Below are 26168 nucleotides of genomic sequence, written 5' to 3' on the forward strand. Positions count from 1 at the left end.
TATGCTATTTTTTGTAACTTTAATTTCTACATTTCGACTATTAAGAAAAAACATTTAAATGCATTTATTGTGAAATACTTCCGAAAATATTCTATTTTGACTGAAATCCGTTGTAATTATTACTGTTTTGTCTGAAATGTGAAAAGAAAAGAACGGCACCGTAAATAGTTACGATTCTGTTCTTTTCTTTCCTGGCCTTTGGACTCAGTGATTGATCATGTTTTCGATGAATATCCCATACCCTCTTGTTGAGTCCTGGATAAACACATGGGTTACGGCTCCGATCAATTTTCCGTCCTGTATAATCGGGCTTCCTGACATCCCCTGCACGATTCCGCCGGTCAAAGCCAAAAGATCCGGGTCTGTGACCTTAATCACCATTCCCTTGCTTTTATGAGTGGTGGAATAATCCACACGCTGTATCTCAATCTCATAATCCCTCACCTTTCCGGAAACATCGCTTCGGATGTAGGCCGTTCCCTTCTTCACATCCTGCCGGTAGCCAATGGGAATGGCATCCTGCACCATACTCTGTTTAAACCTGTCATTTACGTTTCCAAATATTCCTTCTTCTGTATTGGCGGTAATCGTTCCCAGGGTGGATCCTGGTCCATAATAGATGATCCCGCTCATCACTCCCGGCTTTCCAAAGGTTCCCTTTTCAATTCCAAGAATCGCTGTCTCATAAAGGGCTCCATTGGTGATCTGAACCACATTGCCGGTATCACTGTCGCTGATTCCATGACCCAATGCACCGAACTGTCCGTTCATGTCCACATAAGTCATGGTACCAATTCCCTGAGTGTCATCTCTGACCCAGACTCCCAGCTTGTAGGTTCCGTCCTCTGCCTCCGTTGGATTCATTTTTACATCAATGGTTTCCCCGTTCCGTCTGATTTTCAGCATTGCTTCTGTGGCGCCTATTTTGCTCAGCTCATTCATCAGAGTTTCCTTGTCCTTAAGAGGTGTTCCGTTGATGGCTTCAATATAATCCCCTGATTGCAGTATCCCAAAAGCCGGTTCTACAACCATTCCGTCCTTTTTTGTTACATCACCGGTACCGATTACCATGATACCGTCGGATTTTAAGTAGATTCCAATAGGTGTGCCGCAAGGAATGGCATACTTGGTATCTACTACATTCACCTGTATGTCCTTTAATTGGATCCATCCAAACAGCTTTAGCCCCAGCTTATAACTTCCCTGGTTTTCCGAATATAAGGAAAAGGGCTGGTTTACCTGAAGATGGATCTTGTCGGAAGGAATATTTGATCCGTTATTTAAGACCACTTCCTCGCTGTCAGAAGACAGCGTCACATCAAAAGGCATGGAGAAATGAAACTGCTCTTCTTCTTGTGCAACGATATTTAACTTGTCGGGAATTACCCGTTTCATATAGAACCAGGAAAATCCGATGCAAAAGATCAGGCTGATCCAGAACGCTCTTACTATAAATTTATGAAATTTATTTTTTCCCATCTCGCATACCTCCTTAGGTGAATGAAAGGAGACAATTTTTTGCTCCTCTCTTAGTATGTGAGAAATTAATTAAATCACACTGTCATATTTTAGTTGTAACTATTTTCTTTCGGTGGCAGCTATTGCAATAAAATGGATAACTTTATTAGCCTTATCATCCGTCTGACTGATCATCTTAAATTCAATAATTTTAAAAAAAAGATGTGATACATATTCTTTATTTACTCTTATCATCTCCGTTTTTTCATTGATTAAACAATAAAAAATGATTTATAAGCTTGTATAACACATTGATGAAAATTGCTTAGTTAGAGAGTTTTATGCTGATTTTATTTGTTTTCTTTCCCTTCTTTCCCAAGAGGTATCCCATGACCCCTATTACTTTTCTGCAAATAAGGATTCATCTTAAAATTGTGTAGAATTATTGCAGGAATTATTGTATAATTTTCTAATAAATAAGAAACTGATACGAAGTAATTTTGTTTTTATAGTTTTATAAATAATTTAAAGATGGGATAATTAAGATATCATGAATGCAGAACAGATGTGGGATAAATTTGTATCGAAAAGTCAAATTGAAGTAACGGAACATCAGTCATGGGCGTTTGGTGCCGCACCCGATGAACTGGCAGAATTAGTATTAAGAGGCATTAAAACCGGAACAGCCTCTGCTTATCCCTTATATGAAGCAGAAAACGAAGCACTGCCAAAAGCAGGAGACTATAGCGTAATTCTTGACTCAAAGGATGAAGCGGTATGTATTATTAAAACAACGAAAGTTACCATCGTCCCATTTCGGGAGGTAAGTGAGGAACATGCCGGGAAAGAAGGCGAAGGCAATGGTTCATTGGAATACTGGAGAAAAGTACACGTTGAGTTTTTCAGAAAAGAACTGTCTGAAACCGGAAAATTATTTCATGAAGATATGCCAGTCGTATGCGAGGAATTTGAATTAGTTTACAGGACTTAACGTTTGGGTTATTGAAAAACAAATAAGCGGAATGACTGTTGCGGAGGGCAATTAAATGGCGGTGGAAAATCAATACTTATCAGATGTAGAAACGATATTATCTCATAAGCATGACAATGGGGCTGATCTTTGGGCAACTCCCGATAAACGGCTTTTGAAAGGATCTCCGTTTTCGACTTTTGACAGTGTGCTTTATTTATCGGAACTTGGAATGCCGCCGGAAGATCCTGTTTTAAAAGCTGCTGCTGATTTAATTTTCAGTGTATGGCAGGATGACGGGCGTTTTAAGATATATCCCAAAGGAAGTATTTTACCATGTCAAACGGCAATAGCTGCCAATGTATTGTGTCATTTGGGGTATGTTTCTGATGGCAGAATTCAAAAAACCTTTCACCACTTTTTGGATACACAATACAAAGACGGAGGCTGGCGCTGCAATAAGTTTTCATATGGTCGCGGGGAAGAAACGGAGTATTCCAATCCAAAACCTACACTGAATGTGCTTGATGCCTTTCGTTTCAGCGATTACCGAAATAAAGAACAGGCGCTTGATAAAGCGGTAGATTTCCTGCTTGAACATTGGGTCATTCGTAAACCCATCGGTCCATGTCATTATGGTATTGGAACGCTGTTTATGCAGGTTGAATACCCATTTCGCAATTACAATTTATTTGAATATGTCTATATTTTATCTTTTTATGACCGTGCAAAAAATGATAGCCGTTTCCTGGAAGCATTTGAATGCTTGAAATCAAAAACAGTTGACGGTCAAATCATCGTTGAGCGCGTGGTCCCTAAACTGGCTAAACTTTCTTTCTGCAAAAAGGGAGCGCCAAGCACATTAGCTACAAAACGGTATCATGAAATCTTAGAAAATCTCAATAAAAAATAATCATTTAGGCTGTCATTCTGAAAAGAGAAAAGAGTGGGGGCGAATAAAAAATGCCGCAATCCTGCAAAAACATAGTGTTCATGCAGCTTGCGGCATAACATGTCTGACGATGATGAAAAATTCGAAAGCGGTAAATGAGCAGGCGAATAGAAAATCCAAAAAAATCATTTTGCTGACGCATACAAGGGATCAGCTGTGCGAACCATATCGGCGTATTCTTTTTTCAACCCCTCAAAAGCATTCTCAACTTCTTTAAGTATCTCCACATGGGCTATAAACCCTTTCCCTTTCGGCCCATATCCGTCTGCATTGTCTGACAATCGGGGAATCTCGCCCATTAACAGGGTTATATACCTGTCCATATCCCACATTCCCCATATCTCTTCTTCAAAAACAAGTTCCGAATCCCTTATAATCACACGGGCACGGTAAATGGCATAATTAATGATAATCACATCTTCAGCAACATATTTCCGGAGCCCTGCTTCCATTCGATGCTGCATAGATGCATCCTGCGCGAGTATTATACTGTTGAAGGAGATGTTGTTTTCCTTCAGCAGTTCCAAAAGATATGTTATATTGTTTCCGCAATTTGTAGAATTACATTCCAGAAAATCTGCCTTTAATCCATAACGGTGTTCGATATATGCTTCAAATATCTTTGCTTCCGGCAGACCGGCCGTCTCTATATCAGGGAATTCTTCATGCATCTTCAGGCGCAGGGTTTCCGTTGTATGACCTGCCCCGCCTGCAATGATGTATTTTTTTGCTATCCCCTTTTTCATTGCATGAGCCAGGATATCCCCGCCGCAGAGAATGCTGCCGCCAAAAAGGACCATGACGTCTGCCTGATCTATTCCATATTTTTTTCTCAGATCCTCTGATGTTAATGCAGGAACATCCCTCTTCCCACAAAAATCACCTAGAATGTTTATACATTCCGCAATATATTTCTTCAATGATTAATCCTTTCAATGCATCAATGGATAAGATAATTTCTAAGGAACAAAAGCAAAAGCCACTGCCAAAAAGATAGCCGGAAGCAGATTGGCAACTTTTATCATCTTTCCCCAGATAAGGTTCATGCCCACGCAAAAGATCAGGACGGAACCGGTTAAGGACAAATTAGACAGAGCCTGGGCCGTCATAAAGGGTTCGATCAGTCTTGCCAGAAGGGTTATGGTTCCCTGAAACAGGGCAACCGGAACAGCCGAAAAGATGCACCCTTTTCCCAGGGAAACAGTCATGACCAGAATGATGATCAAATCCAGGAGAGCTTTGGCAGCAAGAATTGTATAATCTCCGGAGATGCCATCCTTGATGGCACCTACCACTGCCATGGCTCCGATACAAACCGTAAGAGAGGCCGTTACAAATCCGTCTACAAATTTTGCATCGCCGCTGCTGTTTGTTATTCTTTTAAGCCACTCTCCAAACCGCTCCATGGCTGATTCAATGTTCAGCCACTCTCCAAGAAGTGATCCTATGAAAAAAGATAGGATGAGCATCATTGTTCCCCTGCCGGCAAGCTCTCCCTGCCGGATGACAAGCATTTCTTCCATAACGCCTTCGATTCCAAGAAACAGCACACATATCCCTGCTCCGCTCATCAGCGTGCGCTGGTAACGCTCCTCCATCTTCTTTCCAAAGAGAAGGCCTCCCAAGCCTCCTGCCGCAATCCCCGCCACATTTATCAGTGTTCCAAGTCCAATCATGTTCTCATACTCCCAGACGTCTGCCTTCTTTTGCCAGCCGCTTCATCTCTCTTGCATTAGCTCTCACTGCCTCGGTTATCTCTGCACCTCCTAAAAGCCTTGCCAGCTCCTCTACCACCTCTTCCCCGCTTAAAGGGTGTATGGAAGTGGCTGTACGGCCCTCTTCCACCGTCTTTGCAATCTCGTAATGGCTGTCAGCCATGGCAGCGATCTGGGGCAGATGGGTGATGCAGATCACCTGATGGTTCCCGGCAATATAGGCCAGCTTTTCCGATACCTTCTGGGCCGTACGTCCGCTGATCCCGGTATCGATCTCATCAAAAATCAAAGTAGGAATGTCATCGGTATCCGCAAGCACAGTCTTAATGGCCAGCATGATCCTGGACAGCTCGCCGCCGGAAGCTACCATGCCCAAAGGCTTTAAAGGCTCTCCAGGGTTCGTGGAGATCAAAAATTCAGCCTCGTCAAAGCCGTTCGCCGTATAGTGGCCAAGGCGTGAAAATTCCATGGAAAATTCCACATCAATAAAATTTAAGTCCTTAAGACCTTCCTTTATTTTTTTTGTCAGTTCCTTGGCTGTATTCTTTCTCATTTCGGATAATTGACCGGAAAGAAGCTCCAGACGGTCCGAAACCTTTTGGAGTTCTTCAGCGGTCCTTTTTCTGGCCCCGTCATAATCCTCCAACTCTTCCAGGCGTTTCTGCTTTTCTTCCAGATTTACAAATATCTGACTTAGGCTTCCTCCATATTTTGCTTCAAGATTATGTAGAACATCAAGCCGCTCTTCCATCTGCCTGTATTCATCTTCGTCAAAGGACATATCATCCATGTATGAGGTTATTTCCCGGCTGATATCGCTTAAAATGGAATCGGCATCAAATAACTGATCCCTTATGGCAGAGAGCCTGTCATCATAGGAGGCAACCGTTTCCACCTCTTTTAATGCACGGCTGATGAAATCCGTATCCACGGCGGAAAAAGCCATGGAAAGGCTTTCGGATATCTTTTTTGCATTCAAAAAAAGACGGTATCTGGAGGTCAGTTCTTCCTTTTCCCCTTCCTTTAGCCCGGCATTTTCGATCTCTTCTATCTCATAGCGGATAAAGTCCATTTCCCTGAGTCTGACTTCCTCGTCAAGCTGGAAGGCGGAAAGCCTGTCTTTTAACCGGACGTATTCCCGATAAGTATCTGCAATATTCTCTTTTAGCTTATGGGACTTTTTCTCCTGGTAGCGGTCCAGAATCTCAAGATGTTTTGATTTGTAGAGTAAAGACTGATGTTCATGCTGTCCATGAATATCGATGAGAAGGCCCGTGATTTCCCGCAGCTTTCCTGCGGTTACGGTTTCATCATTGATTTTGCTTAAACTTCTGGAGGGCATGATCTTCTTTGAAATGATCACCGTGCCGTCTCCATCCGGATAGACATCAAACGCCTTTAACAGGCGGACTTTCCCCGGGTCACTGACCGTAAAGATCAGCTCAATATAGGCGTATTCTGTGCCCTTTCTAATGATATCCTTTGGCGTTTTGCCCCCCAGGGCAATGGTAACCGAACCGATAATAATGGATTTACCGGCTCCGGTTTCACCGGTCAGGACATTAAAGCCCTGTCCAAATTCCACATCGGCTTTTTCGATCAGGGCTAAGTTCTTTACGTGCAATTCTGAAAGCATGGCGGCCTCCTTTATCCCGTAATGAGTTTCTTTAGTTTGTCCATCATAAGTATGGTATCATCGGCGCTTCGAATGGCGCACATGATGGTGTCGTCTCCTGCAATGCAGCCCACCATCTCACCGAAATGAAGGGCATCAAGAGCCGCCGCCACTGCCATGGCCATGCCGGATACCGTCTTAATAACCAGAATATTCTGCGCCATGTCCATAGTTAAAAAGCCATCCCGCAGGATCCGGATGTATTTGTCACTGAAAGAACCCTGGTTTTGAAGTACCACATACCTCTGCTTTCCTGACTCAGACTGAACCTTAGTCAGCTTCAGCTCTCTGATGTCTCTGGAAACCGTCGCCTGAGTGACCGCAAAGCCTGCCTGATTCAAATAATCTGCCAGCTCCTCCTGGGTTTCAATCTCGTGTTTTCCAATAAGTTCCACAATTTTGCTGTGTCGTTCCAGTTTCATAGTGTCCCTCCCTATATACCAGCCATCTTGTTGCGCAGGTTATCTAAAAATGATATGTTTTTCAGTTTTATCAGAATGGTTTTAATATCCGACCGGCGTATCTCGATACAATCGCCTGGATAAAGCTCCGTGGTCGTATCTCCGTCAAATACAGCCGCCTGGCTTATGCCCTTCTTCCCCGTCATCTCGATCTGGATCCAGTCATCTGCGGAAAGGACGATGCTCCTTGTCCCCAGGGCATGGGAACAGATGGGAGTCAGGACCACCATTTTGGAATCCGGGACAATGATGGGGCCTCCTGCAGAAAGATTGTAGGCGGTGGAACCGGTGGGTGTTGCCGCAATAAGCCCATCAGCCCGATATTCATTTAAAAATTCCTGGTTTACATAAACCTTAAACTGAAGCATCTTTAATTGCTCGCTCCTGGTTATGACGATTTCATTTAAAGCAATATCCTGGCAGACCTCTGTTCCCTTGCGGTAAATACAGCCGTCCAGCATCATCCGTTCTTCCAGCTTATAATCACCTGCAAGAAGGGCAGAAAGAGCATCATTGATATCCTCCGTGAGGGATACCTGGGTTAGGTACCCAAGGGTTCCCCGATTGATCCCGATCATGGGGATATTCCGACCCGCCAAGTCTCTGGCCGCCTGTATCAGGGTCCCGTCGCCGCCTAAGGTGATCAGGCACTCCGTTTCTTCCGGCACCATGGCAGCATCGGTATAATGGCTTTTCCCCTGCCGCTTTTCCTGGCCTTCTCCCCCGATCAGGCAGACCGCCCCATGACCGGTAAGATAGTCACGAATGGCTTTCGCAGTCTCTCTGGCCCCTTCTTTGTCAGGGTTCATGATTACATAAAAATATTTCATATAATAACTCCTTACCTGCAAGGATACTCTTAATCCGCTTTTGCTGCCTGCTGTGACAGGCCGCTTTTAGTTTCCTGTTAAATTCCCATGGGCCTCTTTAACGATCTGTTCCGGATCAAGACCGCATTCCGGGAATGTCTCTCCTGACTGATGATTTTTCAAGTGCAGGAGATACTCAATGTTCCCTTCCGGCCCCTTAATGGGGGAATACTCCAGATGAAGCGCTTCAAACCCAATGCTTACTGCATGGGAAATGACCATCCGGATCACTTCCAGATGAACGGATTTTTCCCTTACCACGCCCTTTTTCCCCACTTTTTCCCGGCCTGCTTCGAACTGGGGCTTTATAAGGCAGACGACCTCTCCTTCATCCGTAAGAAGGGCTTTTACAGGTCCTAATACCTTTGTCAGGGAAATAAAGGAAACATCAATAGAGGAAAATTCTATTGGGTCGGCCAGATCTCCAGGAGTGACATAACGGATATTGGTCTTTTCCATACACACCACGCGTTCATCGTTCCTCAGCTTCCATGCAAGCTGGCCGTGGCCCACATCCACTGCATAAACCTTAACGGCTCCGTTTTGAAGCATACAGTCTGTAAAACCGCCTGTGGAGGAGCCTACATCCATGCATACTTTTCCTTCCAGAGTCACGTTAAAGTGAGTCATGGCTTTTTCAAGCTTTAAACCGCCCCGGCTCACATACCGCAGAGTGCTTCCTCTTACCTCGATGTTTGCAGTTTCCTCAAATGTGGTACCGGCTTTGTCTTCCTTATCTCCGTCTACATAGACGATCCCGGACATAATGACAGCCTTGGCCTTTTCCCTGGATTCAGCCAGTCCCCGTTTTACTAAAAGCACATCCAAACGTTCTTTCATGCCTTTTCCATTTCCCTTGTTTTATCTTTATATTTTTTCCATTCTGCATTCTGGCGCTCCGTATCAAGATATTCCTTTTTGAGCCGCCATATGATAGAATTGCTGTCAATCCCCAGCCCCTTCCGGAGCAGGGATACGTTGCCATGCTCCACATAGGCATCCGGCAGGGCAATATTGATTACCTTTACATGCGGATAGTGCTCATGGATATAAGCGGTGACCCCGGGACCAAAGCCTCCCTGAAGGACATTTTCTTCCATGACCGCAATAAGCCAGTGATTCTTTGCCAGACGGTCCACCAACTCCCGGTCAAAAGGCTTCACAAACCGGCCGTTGGCAAGAGTACAGTTCCAGCCTTCTGCCTTCAGCTTTTGCCTTACATGCTCCCCTGTGCTCACCATGCTTCCTACTGCCAAAAGAGCAATATCCTTTTCCTCATAGAGCATCTCGCCCTTGCCGTATTCAATGGGAGCACGAAAACTCTTTAAGCCCTGGTAAGCCTCTCCTCTTGGATAGCGCACTGCAAACGGGCCATCGTAGGACAGGGCAAACTCCATCCCATCCATAAGCTCCCATAAGTTTTTCGGCGCAAACACGCTCATATTTGGGATGGCTGTTAAAAAGGATAAGTCAAAAATCCCCTGATGGGTCTCACCATCACTTCCCACAAGCCCTGCCCGGTCTATGGCAAAGACCACAGGCAGATTCTGAATGCACACATCATGGAGAATCTGATCAAAGCCGCGCTGTAAAAAAGACGAATAAACGGCCACAACCGGCTTTAAGCCGCCTGCCGCCATTCCAGCCGCCGAAGTCACCGCATGCTCTTCTGCAATTCCCACATCAAAAAAGCGGTCAGGATACAGATGGGAAAACCGCTTTAAGCCTGTTCCATCCGGCATGGCTGCCGTTACCGCCACGATTCGTTTATCCTGTTCAGCCAGACGGCAGATGGTTTTGGAAAACACATCCGTATAGCTGGGATTATTCTTCTTTTTCTTCGGCTCCCCGGTGATGATATCAAAAGGATCAACTCCATGGAACTTGGAAGGATTCCTCTCGGCCAGGGCATATCCCTTGCCTTTCTGGGTGATCACATGGACCAGCACGGTATGGGGAAGCTTCTTTGCTTCCCGCAGGGCCCTGGAAAGGGCCTTTATATTATGGCCGTCCACCGGACCAAGATAGGTGATCCCCATATTCTCAAACAGCATTCCAGGTATGAGCAGCTGCTTAATGCCGTTCTTTGTCCTGCTGATCTTATCAATGATCTGATCTCCTACAACCGGAATCCGGGACAGCACGTTGGTCACATGCTTCTTTAAGTCCAGATACCCTTCACCGGTACGGATGCTGTTTAAATAAGTAGACATGCCACCTACATTTTCTGAGATGGACATGTTGTTATCGTTGAGAATGATAATAAAATTCTTGTTCATTCTTGCCGCATTATTTAAAGCTTCATAGGCCATGCCGCCTGTTAAGGCACCGTCTCCGATTACAGATACCACAAAATGGTCCTCTCCCAGCACATCTCTTGCCTGGGCCAGTCCAAGTCCGGCTGAAATGGAAGTAGAGCTGTGTCCGGTATCAAAGGCATCACAAGGACTTTCCTTTCTCTTGGGGAAGCCGCTCATGCCGCCGTATTGCCGCAGGTCGTCAAAATCCTCTCTCCTGCCGCTTAATATTTTATGGGTGTAAGACTGATGCCCTACATCCCAGATAACCTTATCCTTTGGAAGGTCAAAAGCCAGGTAGATGGCCATAGTCAGCTCCACCACACCTAAATTGGAAGCCAGATGGCCGCCAGTCGTGCTTATTTTCCCTACCAAAAAGTCACGGATCTCCTGACTTAAAATATCAAGCTCCTGCTTTGACAGTTTTTTGATATCCTCAGGCCCGTTTATTAATTCCAGCATCATATTCTTATCAGATCCTTTTTAGCCTTATCGTTAAACGGCTTACTTTTCCCGGTTCACAAGTATCCGAATCAGCGCTTCCAGGAATTCATTCTTCCCAGGAAGCTCATGGAGGCAGGAAATCGCTTCTTCTGATATCCTCTCCACATCCTGCTTCGCCTTTTCAATTCCCTCCAAGGTTACATAGGTGGTCTTATGGTTCTTTTCATCACTGAGCACAGACTTTCCAAGAACCTCATCACTGCTGGTTAAATCCAGGATATCATCCTGAATCTGAAATGCAAGCCCCAGACAGGAAGCCATCTTCTCCACCAGCTCCAGCTGTTTTTCATTCCCACCGCCGAGAACGGCTCCGATCATCATCGCGGCCTCTAAAAGCGCCCCGGTCTTCAACCGGTAAATGAAATCAAGCTTTTCCCTTGGAACAGGCTTTCCTGCAAGCTCCACATCAACGGTCTGACCGCCTATCATTCCATAAATTCCTGTTTTTTCTGCTAAAATCCCCATGCACCTGGCAACCAGGTCCGGCCGATCTGACATGGAAAGGGCTTTTGCAGCTGTCTCCATGGAGTAAATCAGCAATCCGTCTCCCGCCAGCACTGCCATGTCATAACCAAATTTAACCCAGGCTGTAGGCAGTCCCCGGCGCAGGGTATCATTATCCATGCAGGGAAGGTCATCGTGAATCAGGGAAGAGGTGTGAATCATCTCAATCGCCGCCATAAAAGGCTCAATCTCTTTCCCCTTACCGCCGAATAAGCGGTATGTCTCCTCCATCAGCATGGGACGAAGCCTCTTTCCTCCGGCACGAACGCTGTAATCCATTGCCGCCAGCACCGTACTCTGATGGCCCTCCACAGGAGGCAGGTAAGTTTCTACAACAAGCCTTACTTCCTCTGTACGGGCTGAAAACATTTCTTTATCATTCATGTTCCTCACCATTTTCCTCTAACACGATAATCTTTTTTTCCACTTTATCTATTTTTTCATTGCAGAACTTTACCAGCTTCATGCCGGTCTCATAATACTGAAAGGATTCCTCCAGGGAGCATTCTCCGCTTTCCAGTTTTTTAATGAGCTCTTCCAGCTCTCCAAATGTCTCTTCAATCGTTTTTTCTTTTTTTGCCGCCATAAATCCGTTTCTCCTTATTACCTGTCTCCACGAATGCCCTCCCGCTGGCTGCCAAATAAGCCGGGTTGTGCCGGGGCAACACGGGAAACCACCGCCTCCATGCTTCCATCCCTAAGCCTCAGCCCAATTCTGTCACCGGCTTTTACCTGCTTCACGGAATCAATCCGCCTGTCTTTTCCATCAGTTACAAAACCATAGCCGCCTCCCATCCTCTTAAGAGGGGATTCTGCTTCCAGGCGGCTGATGAAAATCTCCAGCCTGTGTCTGTCCCTGACCGCCTGCTTTTCTATAAGCTGTTTTATGTGAAGCTTTTCTTCTTCCGCCTTTGCCCGGTATGAGGAAGTCTTTGACAGAATCAGGCTTTTTAGCTTGTCCTGGGTATCCACAAGCCTTTGCCGGCATTCATGGATACTGCGCTTTGGGTCATGCAGTTTCAGCTTTAAGGCGTACTGGTTCCCATGAAACCGGTAGCGTTCCAGCTTTCTTTCCACAGTCCTTAAAAGGGTATGACCGTACATTTCAACCTGTTCCTCAAACTTGCTGTGATCAAATACCGCAAGCTCTGCGGCTGCAGAAGGTGTGGGGGCACGCATGTCCGCCACATAATCTGTAATCGTCACATCGGTTTCATGGCCTACCGCAGAGATCACAGGAGTGCTGCAGTTAAATACAGCCCTAGCCACAACTTCCTCATTAAATGCCCATAAATCCTCAATGGAACCGCCGCCCCTCCCAACGATCAGGACATCAAGTCCCATCTGGTCCAGGGTTTCGATTCCCTTTACAATGCTTTCCTTTGCACTCTCCCCCTGGACAAGAGCCGGGTAGAGATAAAGCTGCACATAAGGATTGCGTCTGGTCGATATATTTATAATATCCTGGATAGCAGCTCCGGTGGGAGCCGTCACGATTCCTACGGTTGTCCCGTACTTTGGAATCGGTTTCTTATATTCAGGAGAAAACATCCCCATTTCTTCCAGTTCATCACGCAGTTTTTGGAACCTTTCAAACAGATCACCCATTCCTTCTTTTGTGATCTCCTGGGCATAGAGCTGGTATCTTCCGTCCCGCTCATAAACCTCCACGCTGCCCTTTACCACCACCTGCTGTCCTTCCTCCAGCTTAAAAGCAAGACCCTTCCTGTGTCCGGCAAACATCACTGCCGCCATAGACGATTTCCCGTCCTTTAAGGTAAAGTAAATATGGCCGGAGGTATGGTATTTACAGTTGGAAACTTCACCCTTAACGGATATCCGGGTCAGGGCGAAATCCTGGGCAAACATATTCTTAATATAGGCATTGACTGAAGTAACGGAATACACACTTGCCATATCTTACACCAGCTTTGCCAGGACTCCGTTAATAAAAGCCGGAGCTTCATTCCCGCCGTACTTTTTAGCCAGTTCCACAGCCTCATTGATGGCTACTTTTTCCGGCACATCTTCATCAAATAATATCTCATACAAAGCCATGCGCAGAATAGTAAGTTCAGCCTTACCCATACGTTTTGTCTTCCAGCCTTCGGCTACTTCGTTGATCTTTGAATCCAGTTCAGGGATTCTGACCATAACGGACTCTGCCCTTTCTCTTAAATAAGCAGCATTTTCTTCACTCATATCCACATCATGGATGATCTCTTCTACGCCCTCGGCGTTTAAATCATCCTCTTTTGGTTCCTCAAAATATTGTATAAGCTGCCCGGTCTTCTCCTCTGCTGGATAAAAATCCGCACAAAAGAGCATTTTAAAGCAGTGTTCGCGCATTTTACTTCTGGTCATTTCCCATGGTCCTCCTATTGGTGATTTTCTGGACATTTGGAATTATTATACCTTACCAGGGTTTTTTATACAATAGAAACTTTGCTATTCTCCAAAAACCTCCGGATATTATCAAGCACTTTTTCGCTCAAAATTCCAAAGGCCTGCCTGGTTCTCCCTGCCGAAGCATTGACACAAAACACCATGGGGTGTTTTAAAAGTTCCCCGTTTCCGGCAGCTCCTGCCGTATCGCAGGCAAACCGGTTGTCTCCCGCATCCAGCCAGTTTTTTAAATCTTCCGGTTCAAAGGCAGGTCCAATGGACGTATTAAACAGGATCTTTCCATTCCCCAGCTTCTGGAATTCCTCTTCGTGCAGCAGGATCACGTTCTTATTTAAGCAGGTAAATACCACTTCGCTGCTCTCTAAAAGCTCTCCCAATGGACGATATCCGATTCCTTTTTCCTCGTACTGTGGTTTTCTGCTCCTGCTGTAATAGGAAACATCTGCCCCAAGAAACTTTAAAGCATTGGCGATCATGCCTCCGGAAACACCCATTCCAACAATTCCTATCTTTAATCCGGTAATCTCTACCGGCATATCCTTCCACATGGGCCTGTCATATCCATGAAGAAAGCGCACCAGTTCACAGATTGCATATTCCACCACTCCAACATCGCCGTAATCGCGGATTCCCATAACTGTAATCCCATGCTGTTCTGCATAGGCAATGTCAACGTTTGCGCTCTCCTTTGAATAAAGGCTGCAGCACATCCCCACATATTTGATTTTAGGACATCGTTCAAAGACATACTGACTGATCCTGGAGGTGTAGCTTAAAAGCACCCCATCCGCATCACCGATTCTCCTTATGATCTCTTCGTCATCACAGGGAATATCCTCGTACATCACCACCTGCTTCGCATACCGGAAAAGCTCTTTTTCCGCTTCTTCTACCAGACTCACCGGCTCTATGGCTACCAACTTCTCAAACATCTTCTTATCCTCCTGTCAAGCTATATTCACAATCTACGGCCTTACCTGCTCACAGTATGCCCCGCTCTGCCGGGCATAACCGAATAGCAGCTGTCGGTTAAAAAACGATTGGTGATACAATATTCTGCAGGACAGCCACTACACTCCAGCCGGCAATGGCGCTGGTGCTTGAATAAATATCCACAACGGCCTTCACGCCTTCAATTTCCGCAGTGATCTTATGGTCATCCCCAATCATTCCCGGAACGCTGTGAATATTCACCCTGGTTTTATCCGGCCCCACAGTTGCCAGGGAAGACGCTACCGCAACATTCACCTTTGTAGGAAGAAGTCCGATCGCCTCTTTTGCATTGCCGTCAAACACCATGGTGCTTTCCTCATCGGTCATTAAATGTTCCTCAAAAAGAGGTGTATACATTAAGGATCCCGGACCTTTTCTTGTCTCAATCCCGGCTGTGGCCTCTCCCATGAGAGAAACCGTACGAAGCACGTCAAAGCCGCCCACCGCTCCTGAAGCGATGTATACCCTGGTATTATGTTTTACGGCCGTGGCCTTCACTCTCTCATAAAATTCTTTGTCCGCAAAGGCGCCAATGGACAGAACGATGAGATTACAGCCATTTGCCAGAATCTTCTCCGCCATGTCTCTGACAGAATCCCCAGATGCCGCCTCGGCGATGTAATCCGGTTTTAATTCCAGCAGTTCATCGATCCCTGTGCAGGAGCTGCAGCCACTTTTCTCTGCCAGGGCATCTGTCTTTTCCTTTGTCCTCCCAAGGATCCCCACCAACTCATACTCTGGCAGCAAACCATCGTTCCATGCTCCGGCAATAATTTCTCCAAGATAACCGTTTCCAATAATTCCAAGTCTAAGCTTATTCATGCTTTTCTCCTTTTAGTAATTTTAAAAACATTAAACTTCATTATACCTGAAATCAGAAGGACTTTCAAGGAGTGCAGGCCCCCAAGACTCAAAGCTGGAATGCAAACTGATTTTTCCCTTTTCGCTTTGCCAGATATAATGCCTGATCCGCCCGCCTTAATATGGCATCGTATTCCGTCTCATGCTCTCCTACCAGGGTGATTCCAATGCTTGCATGTATGGTTCCGGAGGCATGAAACGCATTTAATATCCGTTTCGCAACGGCCTCCGGCTGTTTCCTTCCGCTTAAGCCGTACAGCCAGATGCAGAATTCATCTCCGCCAAAACGGACAATCACATCCTCTTTTCTTGTACAGGCGCTTAAAATCTGTCCTGCCTGGGTTAACACCAGATCTCCTTTATGATGGCCGAAGGTGTCATTAATTTTCTTAAAATCGTCAATATCAAGAAACATGCAGGCATAAAACCTCTTTTTCCCTCCGCCTTTCAGTCTCTGTTCCACCAGCTTTCTGGCTGTTTCTCTGGTGTAAACGCCTGTTAAATAATCCTTTTGTGCCCGCTTCGCTTCCTTTTTCCGTAAATAAATAATACAAATAATAAGAAGAACTGTACAGGCCACCATACCCGTTGAGCTTGCAATAAAGACTTTTGACAGTTTTCTGATCTTGTAAAGAGCACCCTCATAGTTTTCTGTTTTCACTATGGAAGCCACCATCCAGTCTTCAACTCCCGCAGGCTGATAATAAAGAAGCTCCCTGCTGCCCTTGGAATAATAGGCGGCAAATCCGGAGTCCCCGCTCTCCGCAGTCTTTTTCATCTGCTCCAAAGATTGTCCGTCTCTAAATTCCGTGGTTCTTAGCATATCATAAACATTGGTATAAGCTTCATACCCAGGGCACGCAGCCACCAGCTCTCCGGACCTTGTAAAAACCAGACTGGCACTGTATGGGCGTAACTCTGTACTGTTTAAATACTTCCCCAGTTCTTCAGCGGTATACTCCATACAGACCGTCCCCCTTGCCTGTCCATCCCTAACCACCGGAACGGACAGAGCCATCCCTGACTGACCCTTAAAGCCCTTGGAGGGCAGCCTGGATATGCTGTTTCCTCCCTTTACCCCCTGGGATTCATGGATCCCGTAATACATAATTCCCTGCCCGCCTAAAACTCCAATTTCCGATCCCTCCGGCAGATCACCAAAAGCAGAGAATGCCTCAAGCACTTCAAACCTTTCCCGGATCATTCCCTGAAGATAGGTAAGTACTTCCTCATTCTCCCTTTTTAAATCCTGGTAAGTCTGTTCGATCAGACTCTTTTCCACCTCTTTGAAGTAATAAATGTTTAATGCGAATATCCCTATAATTACCGATACCACCAGACCAAACAATGTCGTCACCCTCAGCGAGTAGCGGTCTTTCTCCTTATCAGCCATCATATATGAAAACACCTGTCCCTTTTTAAATCCCGAGTCATATCCTTACAACATTTATTCTTTTGTACACAAAGAAAAGCGGGGGCATGAACCTTTTCCCGGCTCGCCCCCGCGATAGACTTTTTCATCTATTTATTCTCTTCCAATGCTACACCGGCAATCCGGATGTTTACATCCAGAACCGTTAAGCCTGTCATGTTCTCAATGGCGTTCTGCACCTTCTCCTGAACCTTCTCACTGACGGCAGGTATGCTGTAACCGTATTTGATGTTTAAGGATAAATCCACAGATACATGCTCTTCTGTCAGCTCCACCTTAACGCCCTTGGATAAATTTTTCATGCCCAGCTTTGACACCAGCTCATTGGTGATGTTGCCAGCCATGGAATCTACACCTTCAACCTCGGTTGCCGCAAGACCTGCGATGATAGCCACCACATCGTCCGCAATCTGTACTTCGCCAATTTTATCTTTTTCATATACCTTGTGAGTATTTCTGCTTTCCATTTCTGCCACAGCAATTCCCTCCTGTACTAATATTTATAAACTAATGAATCAACTGGATATGCAGGCATATCCGCCTGATTCAAAAGCGGGGGGTTGAAAGATGTTTTTTTCTTCCGACCCTTTAGGTTCTGGAATCATTATAGCAAAACTGTCCGCAGTTTGCAAAGGCTTTTTACTCTTCCAATTTCATAAGAGTGATTACGATGCTTTCCGCTCCCACTTCTGTTTTTCTCTTTACGATGTCCTCAATTTGAGCCCGCTGAGGATCTGTAATGCTGGGGGCATTGATAACAACATCCACTTTTCCGCTGGAAATGCTGACCACTGGATCTGCAAATCCTTTGGCAAGCAGCAGAGTTTCCGCTGCATTTTCTTTTTCAGCAATAGCCGTCATATCAATCATTTCCTGAATGGCCTGCTGTTTTGCTGCTTCTTCAATGTTTGGATTGTTGATCAAGTTCATTAAGGTTTCCTTATTCTTTGCCCTTACCTGCTCCCGATTCAACTGTACGCTGGATATGTATTCTGATACGTTCATTCCGCTGGTAAGCACCGCTTCTCCAGGATTGTCAAGGCCAGTTTTTACCTCCTGTGTCTCATTTGCCGCTAAGTCTACCGATCCATCGCTTTGCAAAGCCGCATCGGTATTTCCTGCCGCCAGTTTATCAATATCCTCTGCATCCTGGTCAAGGCTTGCGATTTCCTGATTTGTATCACTACCGGTAAGGGACTGGTTTTCCGCTAAAATATCTTCTTCAGAAATATCAGTCATTCCAGCTTCATAGACGTCTGTCCCGGAAGCGGCCTCCTGCTTTCCTGCATAGTTTAAATATCCAGCAGCAGCTATCATAACGGCTAAGGTGGTGATAATAATCTGGTTTCTTCGGAACAGTTTCTTCATATCCATTTTCTTTGGGGTCCTAGGGACTTTGGGCTCATTGCTTGTTTTCCAACTTCTCATACATGACACTCCTTTTTATTCCACCCTCTTTAATACTTTAATTTTATGTGGGGGCAGGTTAAATAATGCTTCCATGGCACCGGAAATTTCAGCTTTTACCGTAGGACTGCCACCGCCCTGTGCACTGATGATGATTCCTTCTATTTCCGGACGTATCTCTTTCTCCACAATGGGAGATGTATTTTCTCCCGAACCGGTCAGAATGGTGTTTTCCTTGCGATCTGCGCTGGTGATCTTTCTGGTTCCCCCGGAGCTGTCCTTTTCCTCAGTAGATGAATCCGAACTGTCCTTATCGACTCGGAGTACCTTCTCCTCTGAGGATTTCAGTACGATCATTACCTCTACCTGACCGACCCCATCCACGGTTTTTAAGATTCTCTTCACCCTCGCCTCCAGTTGTTCCTCATAGGTCCGGTCTGCTCCTGCCGCAACAGCCGCTTCCCCATCTGCCGGCTCTGTCACAATCCCTTTTTGCAGTGCCGTCTGGTTTTTGCTTTCCGCTGTCTTCTCTACCCTGGCAGCCATACCCGAACCGGAGGGAAATGTAAGGATCAGGATAATCATTCCAACCGCCAGCAGGATCAGCCATTTATCCTTTCCCATCTTCCATTTGAATTTCAATATCCTGTTCCTCCAAATCATAATATTCCGCAATCCGCCTTCTAAGACCAGAAAGCCGTGAATTTTCTTCCTGCTTCTGTTTTCTCACATCCTCCAGTCCCTTATCATCAGTCTTTTCCGGTTCAGAGCCGGCTATTTTCACTTCTTCCACTTCCTGTACCTTTTTTACCGGCAGATTTTCATTACCGGAAACGGCTATATCTGTTCCCTCTTTTCCAGTTCCTCCCGGCGCCAGAACCAAGGACACCCGCACGACATGGCCAAAGGTACTGCTTTCCTGATCCTGGTTGATCTCTGCCCTGGATTCCCTGCAGGTAAAGCCTTCGGTCTCAGCCATGGATTTTAAATCCGTTCCAACCGCCTCTTCATATCTGGCAATCATGCTTTCCAGCCGTTTCCCTTCCATATCTGAAAGCTTTCCTGTCAGCTCTCCGGCTTCCTTTTTAAGGCTTATTGACTCAAAATAGTAAGCCAGCGTATCATCAAGCCTTAAGCCCCCTGTAATGGGCTTTAATACCAGAAGGATCAGTACCATGCCGGCAAATAATTTTATGTATTTTTCGTATTTTTTATTTGGCAGGAGGTTTCCCACCACAGTTATAAAAATCAGGTAATAGGTTATATTGCGTATCCAGCTAAACAATTCTTCCATGCCACTCACCCGGTATAATAGGTCACATTGGTAGAAGCGCACACAAGCGCTATAGTAACAACAAAGAGAATCACTGCAGAAGCCGCTACGGACAGCAGCATTTTATGGCCTTTGGCCATTTCTGAAATACAGGAAACGATCCTTTTATCACAGACCGGCTGCAAAAGGGAGGCAACGCACTGGTATAAAACCATCAGCACTGCCAGTTTAATCAGAGGAATCACGGAAAGGATAAGAAGTATGATAATACCTGCTGCACCAATGGTGTTTTTTATAAGTACCCCGGAACCAAGAACCATCTGGGCAACCGAGTTGACGCCCTGGCCGATTCCCGGAATGGCTCCGATCAGCTTCTGAATGGCTCCCGTTTTCATGGAATCCACATAGGGCAGAACCATGGACTGTATGAGATGAAACCCAAGTACTACTCCTACAAGGGTCTTTAAGCTCCAGGAAACCACCTGTTCCAACAGTTCCGTAAGCTTTGAAAGCATTTCTTCCTTAGCAATGTGGCCTGCCATGACCAAAAGAGCATAGACTCTTATGAGTGCTAAAAGTACCTGTCCCAAAAGCCACTGGGCAGCAACGATCACAAGCAGTGTGAACTCATAGGAAGCCGCCGCCGATGCACTGCTTCCCGCAAATGCCGCCGCCAGAAAATAGGCAGGCATCAATACCTTGGTAAAATCCAGAATCTGCCCCACCACATTTCCCGTAATGGTCACGCTTGTAAAAAAGCTGGCCGCCAGATAGGTAAACAGAAGCAAATAGGTGACAAAGAACCCGGTTTCTGAAATCTGGCTTCCGGTAAATACGCTGGAAAAGTTGGAAAACACCGCTCCAATGATTCCCAGCACCATGATTTGTCCCATCATATGCCCGCTGTTTCTTACCTCCCCCACCAGCAGATCTTTTAACGCTTTTCCGACTTGTCCCATGACCTCGTCTAATTTTCCATCCATCAGATCTTTCATAAGTTTTTTAAAGGAAAGATTCATGCCCTGGTTCTCTTTCGACCGGTCCAGAAAATTCTGGATATCCGTTAGATCATACTGATCTAAGTCTAAATTTTCCGCCGGGACGGATGCTTCCTCTCCTGATGATGTTTCCGCTCCCAGGCTGTCCCTGCAAAAAAACAGCAGCATTAAACTAATAAGGCACAGCAGGAAAAAGGCGGTTCTTTTCATAGTCCTTATCCCTCCCGTCATGATAAAAATACCTGCAGTGTCTCGATCAGCGCAAGGAGAATGGGCATGCTGACCGCCAAAACAGACAGCTTTCCAAATATTTCGATCTGAGTCCCTACGGCTCCATATCCGGCATCCTTGCATATCCCTGCGGCAAATTCTGCGATATAGGTAATTCCTATCATCTTTACCAATGTGGTTAAATAGATGCTGTTGATCTTAATATAGGACTGGATTTCCTTCATCGTATCCAGAATGGTGGTGAGCTTTCCCATGCCGTAAAAGAAGATAAAAAAGCCCGCCGCCATGACCAGATAGGTCCCATATTCCCCCTTCATCCCCTTTAACGAAACCGCTAAAAGCACTGCAACGATTCCTGTTATGGCTATGGTCACTACGGTCATACGATCACCTACAATGCAAACAGATTTTTAATGGATTCAAACAACTGATAAATATAAGGCACCAGCCAGAACAGTACCAGGATCAGCCCCGCAAGGCTTGTTAAGAATGCCTGTTCTTCCCGTCCGCTGTGTTTTAAAACCTGGCAGATGACGGAAACCAGGATTCCAACTGCTGCAATTTTAAAAATCAAATTGACTCCCATGCGTTCCTCCTTAATACATTACGATTGTTAGGAATAAACCGCCCATGATACCCAGGCTGGTATAAAGGCGGCTTTTTTCCTGCTTATGTTTTCTCAGATAACCGATTGTTAAGTCCAGCTGTTCCAGATATAAAAGGATATTCCGCTCCTGCATGTCCATGTCCAGGTAGCCAAGATGCTCCCCCAGACCTTTTAAATTCTGTTTGTCCTCTTTGGACAGGCAGACCTCCCTTGGAAGCTTGTCAATCTCTTCCTGCCATACAGTATAGAAGGTTTCTCCCTGTTGTCCGGAAAGTCTTTCCGACACACTTTCAAACAAAATGCCGATCTCGCCCCCAGCCTTTCTGCCGGTCCGTTCAAAAGCCTCAGTCAGCGGGGAATTGGCATAAACAATCTCGCCTTTCAATAAAAAAATCATTTTTCTAAGCTTTTCTACCGTTCTTAAATGCTCGTTCCATTGGGCCGCCATAAAAAATCCAAGGCCAGAGCATGATATAATGACCAGAAGAGCTCCTATTATCCGCAGCCATGTATTATCCATAAGCGATGCACTCCTGCCTGTCCCACCGTATTCCCATCTGATGTACCTGTGCCTTGTAAAGCTGCGTTCCCCTGGAGTCATAGATCTGGTCGATGTTTCCGATCCTTCCTAAGTTGTTTAAGACCACATACCTCTCAAAGATCCGTTCCTCCACCAACTTTCTAAGAATCGGCTTCTGCTTTAAATCATCTATCGAGTTTCCGTGAACCGTGGCAATCAGCTTGCAGCCGCAGTTCATCACGTATTCCATTGCTTCTAAATCCTCCCGGCTCCCGATCTCGTCCACGGCGATCACTCTGGGGGACATGGTCCGTATCAGCATCATCATTCCTCTTGCCTTGGGACAGCAGTCCAAAATATCGGTACGGATTCCAAGTTCATTCTGAGGGATCCCCTGATAACAGGCCCCAATCTCAGAACGCTCATCAACCACGCCCACGGTAAGGCCTGCATGCTCCTCAGAACCGTTGGAAACCTGACGGATCAAATCTCTCAGCAATGTGGTCTTCCCGCATCTGGGAGGGGAAATGATCAGAGTGTGATAGATTTCTCTCCCTTCCTCATAAAGATAGGGCAAAACCTCAGAGGCGCAGCCCCTCACCTGATGGGACAGCCGGACGTTGATAAAGGATATGTATTTCATGGCCTTAATTCCGGATTCGTCTAAAATGGTCTTTCCTGCGATTCCGATCCGGTGTCCTCCCTGAATGGTAATGAACCCCTGCTTCATCTCTTCTTCAAAAGCATAAAGAGAATAGTTACTCATGTACTCCATGGTTTCCTTAAGCTCATTTTTCGAGACGATATAGGCGTCCTTTCCTTCCTTATTTAAGGAACCCCTGGGAGTCACATAATACTCCTCATTCCGGTATATCATTAAAAGAGGAGCTCCTACCCGGAGCCTGATCTCCTGAACCTCGTCAAAGTTAATTGTCACCCGGTTTAAAATTTCTCTTATGCTCCTGGAAAATATATTGATAAGCTCGTCTTTCCTCTCCACTTTCATCCCTCCTCTTACCTCAATATATGTGTGGTGGGACAAATTATGACTGAAAAACTTTTGACTTCCTGAAAGGCATTCCGGCACGCTGCCGCATAAAAAAAGAGCTTATTCCCGATGATTCTGACGAAGCATCTGAATAAGCTCATAGATAACCTTATTATTATTTAATTCCCTAATACTCTTCTGACTGAAACAATTGGCATAAAATCCACAGAGGATATTTTAATCCCATCCTTTGGGCCGCTTGCGTGGATCAGCTGGTCCTGCCCTATGTAAATACCGGTATGTCCTATGTAATATACTACATCGCCTGGCCGGGCATTTTCGATTCCACCTACATCAAAACCCGCTTCTCCCTGGGCCTCGGATGTCCTTGGGAGGTTTATGCCGAACTGATTATAAACGCTCAGCACAAATCCGGAACAGTCGGCACCTGATGTAAGGCTTGTCCCACCATATACATAAGGATTTCCAAGAAACTGTTTTGCAAAAGCCACAACCTGTTCTCCTGTACCTGTGTAAATTTCCGGCGCTGTCTGGGAAAAGTCTTTCCCCCCGCCGACTCCAGGGCCTATCTGCTGCTCAAAGGGCGGCGGAGCCACGATGGGAATCACCATATTGGCGGCCATATCTGCTTTGGCAGTAAAACTATTAGCGGCCATAAATACCAGGCCCGTAAACAGGGTTGCGATCCACCTTTTTCTCTGCATTGTTCTTTTCTCCTGATTATGATTTTATATGCCCATATCTGCTGCATCTTCGGATAAGAATCTGTGGTATGTGGCGTGATTTCCATGAAATTTAATATAATAACGGTAATTATCCATTGAGGAATCCTCAAAAAATATAATGTAATCGAAATCTTCTTCCTGAGATTTTATGCAGATAACCTTGCCGTCAGCAAATTTATGAAAGACTTTCAGGATATCCTCCAGGGACGTATTGGGTTTTTCCACGGTTTCAATGAATTCTTTTAAGAAGCCATTGTCTTTTTTATGGTAATATACGTATTCTATACCTTCCTGGGGAATCTCAAAGCAAAAGCGTTCCTGACTTTTTGTGATCCTGATATCGCCCAAACGCTCTTTCACATATTCCTTAAAGCCTTCCATGGCTGCCCTTGTTTCCTGAGGAGAGCCTTCGTGGATTTTCAGGATGTTCACCAGAGCACGTTCGGGGTAATAGAATCGAATAGGTTCTTTTTCATATCCTAATTTTATCTGTACTTCTTTTATTGAATTAATGAGCATCTGCTCTAATGCACAATATTGCATGTTTATCACTCCAGTCATTTTCCAGCCGTGTCCATGTCAGGCGGATATTCGCAATCCGCTTCGCTGCTTGCTCACAGCCTGCCCCGCTTCACCGGGCATAACTGACAAGCAGCCTACGCTGCCTGTCAGTTAAATTATACTGTTGCAGATGGGACATGTCAAGGTTTTGGTACATAGTAAAGATACTGTTTCCCTCCGGTTAACCGGCACCGGATACCCGCCTATATCATTGACTTTCTATGGCAACTGCCTAAACCTGTTATTATGTAAAATTTTTTTGATACATTTTTAACCGCGCTATGATGTTATGAACAAGTAAGATCAGCATATAATAGTATTAATAAGATCTTTGAGGGAACCCATGATCATACACGTTGTCCAACCCGGTGAAACCATAAATTCAATATCAGATGATTACCAAATCCCTGTTGACCGATTAATATTGGAAAACGGAATTTTAAACCCTGGCAATTTAGCAATTGGCCAAACGATTGTGATTGTTCAACCGGAAACACTCTATACGGTCCAGGCTGGCGACACTTTGGAGAGCATTGCAGAGCAGCATGGTACTACGCCAATGGAATTATTAAGAAATAATCCCTATCTATCCGATAGAGCATCTTTGTACGTCGGTGAATCCATAGTGATAAGCTATCAAACGGACAGAATAAGAACAATTGCCACTAGTGGTTATATCTTTCCTTATATAGATAGATCTGTTTTAATAAAAACACTTCCTTTTTTATCTTATCTGACCATATTTAATTACAGGGCTACAAGGGAAGGAGAAATTGTCTCCAGTGCTGACGACACGGAACTTATCCAGCTGGCTAAAGCTTATGATACCGCACCCATGATGTTTGTTTCCACTATGACGGGAGAGGGAATCATTAGCCGTGAAGTGTCCTTTGAAATTTTAAATAATCCCTCTGTGCAGGACCGCCTGATTGAGAATGCTCTTCAAATAATGAAAACAAAAGGTTTTTCTGGTATAAACATATATACTGAAGCCATCACCTTTGATAACATAAATACCTATGCCGAATTTTTGGAAAGAGGCTCTGAAATATTTCATTCGGAAGGTTTCCGGGTAGTAATTACCATAACGCCTGCTACAAATATTAACACTCCTAACATTAGTTTTGAAAGAATAGACTATTCAAGATTAGCTGAATTTGTAGATGGAATCATATTTTCTTCTTATGACTGGGCAAGGTCTTACAGCTATCCAAACGCAATTTTTCCGGTTAATAACGTAAGAGAGTTGTTAGATTACATGGTTAGTATTATTCCACCGGAAAAAATTTTACTGGGAGTTACTGCTTTAGGTTATGATTGGACACTTCCCTATGTTCCAGGCGCCACAGAAGCTACTGTAATATCTTATGACAGTGCAGTACAACTTGCAGCGGAAAATGGTATACCAATACAATTCAATGAAGCAGCACAGTCACCCTTCTTCTATTATACAGATAGTGATGGGAATCTGCATGTCGTATGGACGAAAGATGCAAGAAGCTTTGATGCAAGGGCCGGACTGGTAGAAGAATATAATCTCCAGGGCTTATCTTTTTGGACCGTTATGAGATTCGATGCCCAAATGTGGCTTGTTATTAATACTCAATATTACATCCTGAAGTTTTAAATGTCCCTCTCAAACCATCGAAACAAGATTTGAAGCGAACCCAAAATGTTGGATAAAAATCTAATATGGAGGGTTCATTTTTTATGGAAAAGAAGAGGTATGCTTACGTATAT

Annotated in this window: 29 protein-coding genes; 3 read left to right on the top strand and 26 right to left on the bottom strand. The window is 45.2% G+C overall.

The window, feature by feature from the left end; genetic code table 11:
- Window positions 1-204: 204 nt before the first annotated feature.
- Complete coding sequence (gene spoIVB, locus RT269_RS00110) at window positions 205-1479, bottom strand: SpoIVB peptidase (RefSeq protein ID WP_313179979.1); 1275 nt, start codon at window positions 1477-1479, stop codon at window positions 205-207.
- Window positions 1480-2008: 529 nt separating this feature from the next.
- Here spoIVB and RT269_RS00115 point away from each other — a divergent pair.
- Together RT269_RS00115 and RT269_RS00120 are read left to right on the top strand one after the other, a co-directional pair.
- A complete protein-coding gene (locus RT269_RS00115) occupies window positions 2009-2449 on the top strand; it encodes an ASCH domain-containing protein (protein ID WP_313179980.1) in 441 nt (146 codons plus the stop codon).
- A gap of 55 nt (window positions 2450-2504) precedes the next feature.
- The gene (locus RT269_RS00120; protein WP_313179981.1) at window positions 2505-3341 is read left to right on the top strand and encodes a prenyltransferase; all 837 of its coding nucleotides are present in this window, start codon (window positions 2505-2507) and stop codon (window positions 3339-3341) included.
- Between the two features lie 164 nt (window positions 3342-3505).
- Here RT269_RS00120 and RT269_RS00125 read toward each other — a convergent pair whose 3' ends face one another.
- The 25 genes from RT269_RS00125 to RT269_RS00245 form a co-directional block, all read right to left on the bottom strand.
- Window positions 3506-4300 carry a YdcF family protein gene (locus RT269_RS00125; protein ID WP_313179982.1) on the bottom strand — a complete coding sequence of 265 codons (795 nt, stop codon included), beginning with the start codon at window positions 4298-4300 and terminating at the stop codon, window positions 3506-3508.
- A gap of 39 nt (window positions 4301-4339) precedes the next feature.
- On the bottom strand, window positions 4340-5056 hold the full coding sequence (locus RT269_RS00130; RefSeq protein ID WP_313179983.1) for a DUF554 domain-containing protein: 717 nt from the start codon (window positions 5054-5056) through the stop codon (window positions 4340-4342).
- A 4-nt stretch (window positions 5057-5060) separates the two neighbouring features.
- Window positions 5061-6731 carry a DNA repair protein RecN gene (gene recN / locus RT269_RS00135; RefSeq protein WP_313179984.1) on the bottom strand — a complete coding sequence of 557 codons (1671 nt, stop codon included), beginning with the start codon at window positions 6729-6731 and terminating at the stop codon, window positions 5061-5063.
- A gap of 11 nt (window positions 6732-6742) precedes the next feature.
- On the bottom strand, window positions 6743-7192 hold the full coding sequence (gene argR / locus RT269_RS00140) for an arginine repressor (RefSeq protein ID WP_313179985.1): 450 nt from the start codon (window positions 7190-7192) through the stop codon (window positions 6743-6745).
- Between the two features lie 11 nt (window positions 7193-7203).
- Window positions 7204-8061: an NAD(+)/NADH kinase gene (locus RT269_RS00145; protein ID WP_313179986.1), complete on the bottom strand. Its 858-nt coding sequence runs from the start codon at window positions 8059-8061 to the stop codon at window positions 7204-7206.
- A gap of 66 nt (window positions 8062-8127) precedes the next feature.
- Entirely contained in the window at window positions 8128-8940 is an 813-nt protein-coding gene (locus RT269_RS00150) for a TlyA family RNA methyltransferase (protein ID WP_313179987.1), read from the bottom strand.
- Window positions 8937-10862 (bottom strand): 1-deoxy-D-xylulose-5-phosphate synthase, encoded by a 1926-nt coding sequence (dxs, locus tag RT269_RS00155; protein ID WP_313179988.1) that lies wholly within the window; start codon window positions 10860-10862, stop codon window positions 8937-8939. The genes RT269_RS00150 and dxs overlap by 4 nt, the downstream gene beginning before the upstream one ends.
- Before the next feature lie 39 nt (window positions 10863-10901).
- Window positions 10902-11789, bottom strand: coding sequence for a polyprenyl synthetase family protein (locus tag RT269_RS00160; RefSeq protein WP_313179989.1), 888 nt, complete (start codon window positions 11787-11789; stop codon window positions 10902-10904).
- Entirely contained in the window at window positions 11782-11991 is a 210-nt protein-coding gene (gene xseB, locus RT269_RS00165; RefSeq protein WP_100042690.1) for an exodeoxyribonuclease VII small subunit, read from the bottom strand. Before xseB ends, RT269_RS00160 begins: the two co-directional genes overlap by 8 nt.
- 17 nt (window positions 11992-12008) lie before the next feature.
- Window positions 12009-13322 carry an exodeoxyribonuclease VII large subunit gene (xseA, locus tag RT269_RS00170; protein ID WP_313179990.1) on the bottom strand — a complete coding sequence of 438 codons (1314 nt, stop codon included), beginning with the start codon at window positions 13320-13322 and terminating at the stop codon, window positions 12009-12011.
- Window positions 13323-13325: 3 nt separating this feature from the next.
- Window positions 13326-13769, bottom strand: coding sequence for a transcription antitermination factor NusB (nusB, locus tag RT269_RS00175; RefSeq protein ID WP_313179991.1), 444 nt, complete (start codon window positions 13767-13769; stop codon window positions 13326-13328).
- Between the two features lie 65 nt (window positions 13770-13834).
- Window positions 13835-14743, bottom strand: coding sequence for a D-isomer specific 2-hydroxyacid dehydrogenase family protein (locus tag RT269_RS00180; RefSeq protein WP_313179992.1), 909 nt, complete (start codon window positions 14741-14743; stop codon window positions 13835-13837).
- A 97-nt stretch (window positions 14744-14840) separates the two neighbouring features.
- Window positions 14841-15626: an aspartate dehydrogenase domain-containing protein gene (locus RT269_RS00185; RefSeq protein ID WP_313179993.1), complete on the bottom strand. Its 786-nt coding sequence runs from the start codon at window positions 15624-15626 to the stop codon at window positions 14841-14843.
- Window positions 15627-15714: 88 nt separating this feature from the next.
- The gene (locus RT269_RS00190) at window positions 15715-17061 is read right to left on the bottom strand and encodes a sensor domain-containing diguanylate cyclase (RefSeq protein ID WP_313179994.1); all 1347 of its coding nucleotides are present in this window, start codon (window positions 17059-17061) and stop codon (window positions 15715-15717) included.
- Window positions 17062-17186: 125 nt separating this feature from the next.
- Window positions 17187-17564, bottom strand: coding sequence for an Asp23/Gls24 family envelope stress response protein (locus RT269_RS00195; protein ID WP_029702046.1), 378 nt, complete (start codon window positions 17562-17564; stop codon window positions 17187-17189).
- A gap of 172 nt (window positions 17565-17736) precedes the next feature.
- Window positions 17737-18525 (bottom strand): SpoIIIAH-like family protein, encoded by a 789-nt coding sequence (locus tag RT269_RS00200; protein WP_313179995.1) that lies wholly within the window; start codon window positions 18523-18525, stop codon window positions 17737-17739.
- A 15-nt stretch (window positions 18526-18540) separates the two neighbouring features.
- Window positions 18541-19167, bottom strand: a complete 627-nt coding sequence (locus RT269_RS00205) for a stage III sporulation protein AG (RefSeq protein ID WP_038277074.1) — start codon at window positions 19165-19167, stop codon at window positions 18541-18543.
- Window positions 19115-19798, bottom strand: coding sequence for a stage III sporulation protein AF (locus RT269_RS00210; RefSeq protein ID WP_313179996.1), 684 nt, complete (start codon window positions 19796-19798; stop codon window positions 19115-19117). Before RT269_RS00210 ends, RT269_RS00205 begins: the two co-directional genes overlap by 53 nt.
- A gap of 5 nt (window positions 19799-19803) precedes the next feature.
- A complete protein-coding gene (locus RT269_RS00215) occupies window positions 19804-20985 on the bottom strand; it encodes a stage III sporulation protein AE (protein WP_313179997.1) in 1182 nt (393 codons plus the stop codon).
- Between the two features lie 17 nt (window positions 20986-21002).
- Window positions 21003-21389 carry a stage III sporulation protein AD gene (gene spoIIIAD, locus RT269_RS00220; RefSeq protein ID WP_313179998.1) on the bottom strand — a complete coding sequence of 129 codons (387 nt, stop codon included), beginning with the start codon at window positions 21387-21389 and terminating at the stop codon, window positions 21003-21005.
- A gap of 8 nt (window positions 21390-21397) precedes the next feature.
- Entirely contained in the window at window positions 21398-21592 is a 195-nt protein-coding gene (spoIIIAC, locus tag RT269_RS00225) for a stage III sporulation protein AC (protein ID WP_013273849.1), read from the bottom strand.
- Between the two features lie 10 nt (window positions 21593-21602).
- Window positions 21603-22133, bottom strand: a complete 531-nt coding sequence (locus RT269_RS00230) for a stage III sporulation protein AB (protein WP_313179999.1) — start codon at window positions 22131-22133, stop codon at window positions 21603-21605.
- Entirely contained in the window at window positions 22126-23133 is a 1008-nt protein-coding gene (spoIIIAA, locus tag RT269_RS00235; protein ID WP_313180000.1) for a stage III sporulation protein AA, read from the bottom strand. Before spoIIIAA ends, RT269_RS00230 begins: the two co-directional genes overlap by 8 nt.
- A gap of 167 nt (window positions 23134-23300) precedes the next feature.
- The gene (locus RT269_RS00240; RefSeq protein WP_313180001.1) at window positions 23301-23846 is read right to left on the bottom strand and encodes a C40 family peptidase; all 546 of its coding nucleotides are present in this window, start codon (window positions 23844-23846) and stop codon (window positions 23301-23303) included.
- 24 nt (window positions 23847-23870) lie between these two features.
- Entirely contained in the window at window positions 23871-24410 is a 540-nt protein-coding gene (locus RT269_RS00245) for a DUF3877 family protein (RefSeq protein ID WP_313180002.1), read from the bottom strand.
- A 361-nt stretch (window positions 24411-24771) separates the two neighbouring features.
- On the opposite strand from RT269_RS00245, the gene RT269_RS00250 reads away from it, so the two are divergent.
- Window positions 24772-26055 carry a LysM peptidoglycan-binding domain-containing protein gene (locus RT269_RS00250; RefSeq protein ID WP_313180003.1) on the top strand — a complete coding sequence of 428 codons (1284 nt, stop codon included), beginning with the start codon at window positions 24772-24774 and terminating at the stop codon, window positions 26053-26055.
- The last annotated feature ends 113 nt before the right edge of the window (window positions 26056-26168 follow it).

Origin of the sequence: Lacrimispora sp. (assembly GCF_032078915.1) — a bacterium.
Taxonomy (GTDB): domain Bacteria; phylum Bacillota; class Clostridia; order Lachnospirales; family Lachnospiraceae; genus Lacrimispora.

Bases quoted from the DNA above. Each gene is read 5' to 3' on its own strand.
- dxs (WP_313179988.1), bottom strand. From the start codon at position 10,862: ATGATGCTGGAATTAATAAACGGGCCTGAGGATATCAAAAAACTGTCA.
- RT269_RS00150 (WP_313179987.1), bottom strand. From the start codon at position 8,940: ATGAAAGAACGTTTGGATGTGCTTTTAGTAAAACGGGGACTGGCTGAA.
- RT269_RS00250 (WP_313180003.1), top strand. From the start codon at position 24,772: ATGATCATACACGTTGTCCAACCCGGTGAAACCATAAATTCAATATCA.
- RT269_RS00195 (WP_029702046.1), bottom strand. From the start codon at position 17,564: ATGGAAAGCAGAAATACTCACAAGGTATATGAAAAAGATAAAATTGGC.
- RT269_RS00120 (WP_313179981.1), top strand. From the start codon at position 2,505: ATGGCGGTGGAAAATCAATACTTATCAGATGTAGAAACGATATTATCT.
- nusB (WP_313179991.1), bottom strand. From the start codon at position 13,769: ATGACCAGAAGTAAAATGCGCGAACACTGCTTTAAAATGCTCTTTTGT.
- RT269_RS00240 (WP_313180001.1), bottom strand. From the start codon at position 23,846: ATGCAGAGAAAAAGGTGGATCGCAACCCTGTTTACGGGCCTGGTATTT.
- RT269_RS00200 (WP_313179995.1), bottom strand. From the start codon at position 18,525: ATGAGAAGTTGGAAAACAAGCAATGAGCCCAAAGTCCCTAGGACCCCA.
- RT269_RS00130 (WP_313179983.1), bottom strand. From the start codon at position 5,056: ATGATTGGACTTGGAACACTGATAAATGTGGCGGGGATTGCGGCAGGA.
- RT269_RS00145 (WP_313179986.1), bottom strand. From the start codon at position 8,061: ATGAAATATTTTTATGTAATCATGAACCCTGACAAAGAAGGGGCCAGA.
- spoIIIAD (WP_313179998.1), bottom strand. From the start codon at position 21,389: ATGACCGTAGTGACCATAGCCATAACAGGAATCGTTGCAGTGCTTTTA.
- RT269_RS00205 (WP_038277074.1), bottom strand. From the start codon at position 19,167: ATGATTTGGAGGAACAGGATATTGAAATTCAAATGGAAGATGGGAAAG.
- RT269_RS00180 (WP_313179992.1), bottom strand. From the start codon at position 14,743: ATGTTTGAGAAGTTGGTAGCCATAGAGCCGGTGAGTCTGGTAGAAGAA.
- RT269_RS00245 (WP_313180002.1), bottom strand. From the start codon at position 24,410: ATGCAATATTGTGCATTAGAGCAGATGCTCATTAATTCAATAAAAGAA.
- spoIVB (WP_313179979.1), bottom strand. From the start codon at position 1,479: ATGGGAAAAAATAAATTTCATAAATTTATAGTAAGAGCGTTCTGGATC.
- RT269_RS00210 (WP_313179996.1), bottom strand. From the start codon at position 19,798: ATGGAAGAATTGTTTAGCTGGATACGCAATATAACCTATTACCTGATT.
- recN (WP_313179984.1), bottom strand. From the start codon at position 6,731: ATGCTTTCAGAATTGCACGTAAAGAACTTAGCCCTGATCGAAAAAGCC.
- spoIIIAC (WP_013273849.1), bottom strand. From the start codon at position 21,592: ATGGGAGTCAATTTGATTTTTAAAATTGCAGCAGTTGGAATCCTGGTT.
- RT269_RS00190 (WP_313179994.1), bottom strand. From the start codon at position 17,061: ATGATGGCTGATAAGGAGAAAGACCGCTACTCGCTGAGGGTGACGACA.
- xseA (WP_313179990.1), bottom strand. From the start codon at position 13,322: ATGGCAAGTGTGTATTCCGTTACTTCAGTCAATGCCTATATTAAGAAT.
- RT269_RS00160 (WP_313179989.1), bottom strand. From the start codon at position 11,789: ATGAATGATAAAGAAATGTTTTCAGCCCGTACAGAGGAAGTAAGGCTT.
- RT269_RS00215 (WP_313179997.1), bottom strand. From the start codon at position 20,985: ATGAAAAGAACCGCCTTTTTCCTGCTGTGCCTTATTAGTTTAATGCTG.
- RT269_RS00115 (WP_313179980.1), top strand. From the start codon at position 2,009: ATGAATGCAGAACAGATGTGGGATAAATTTGTATCGAAAAGTCAAATT.
- RT269_RS00230 (WP_313179999.1), bottom strand. From the start codon at position 22,133: ATGGATAATACATGGCTGCGGATAATAGGAGCTCTTCTGGTCATTATA.
- RT269_RS00185 (WP_313179993.1), bottom strand. From the start codon at position 15,626: ATGAATAAGCTTAGACTTGGAATTATTGGAAACGGTTATCTTGGAGAA.
- argR (WP_313179985.1), bottom strand. From the start codon at position 7,192: ATGAAACTGGAACGACACAGCAAAATTGTGGAACTTATTGGAAAACAC.
- xseB (WP_100042690.1), bottom strand. From the start codon at position 11,991: ATGGCGGCAAAAAAAGAAAAAACGATTGAAGAGACATTTGGAGAGCTG.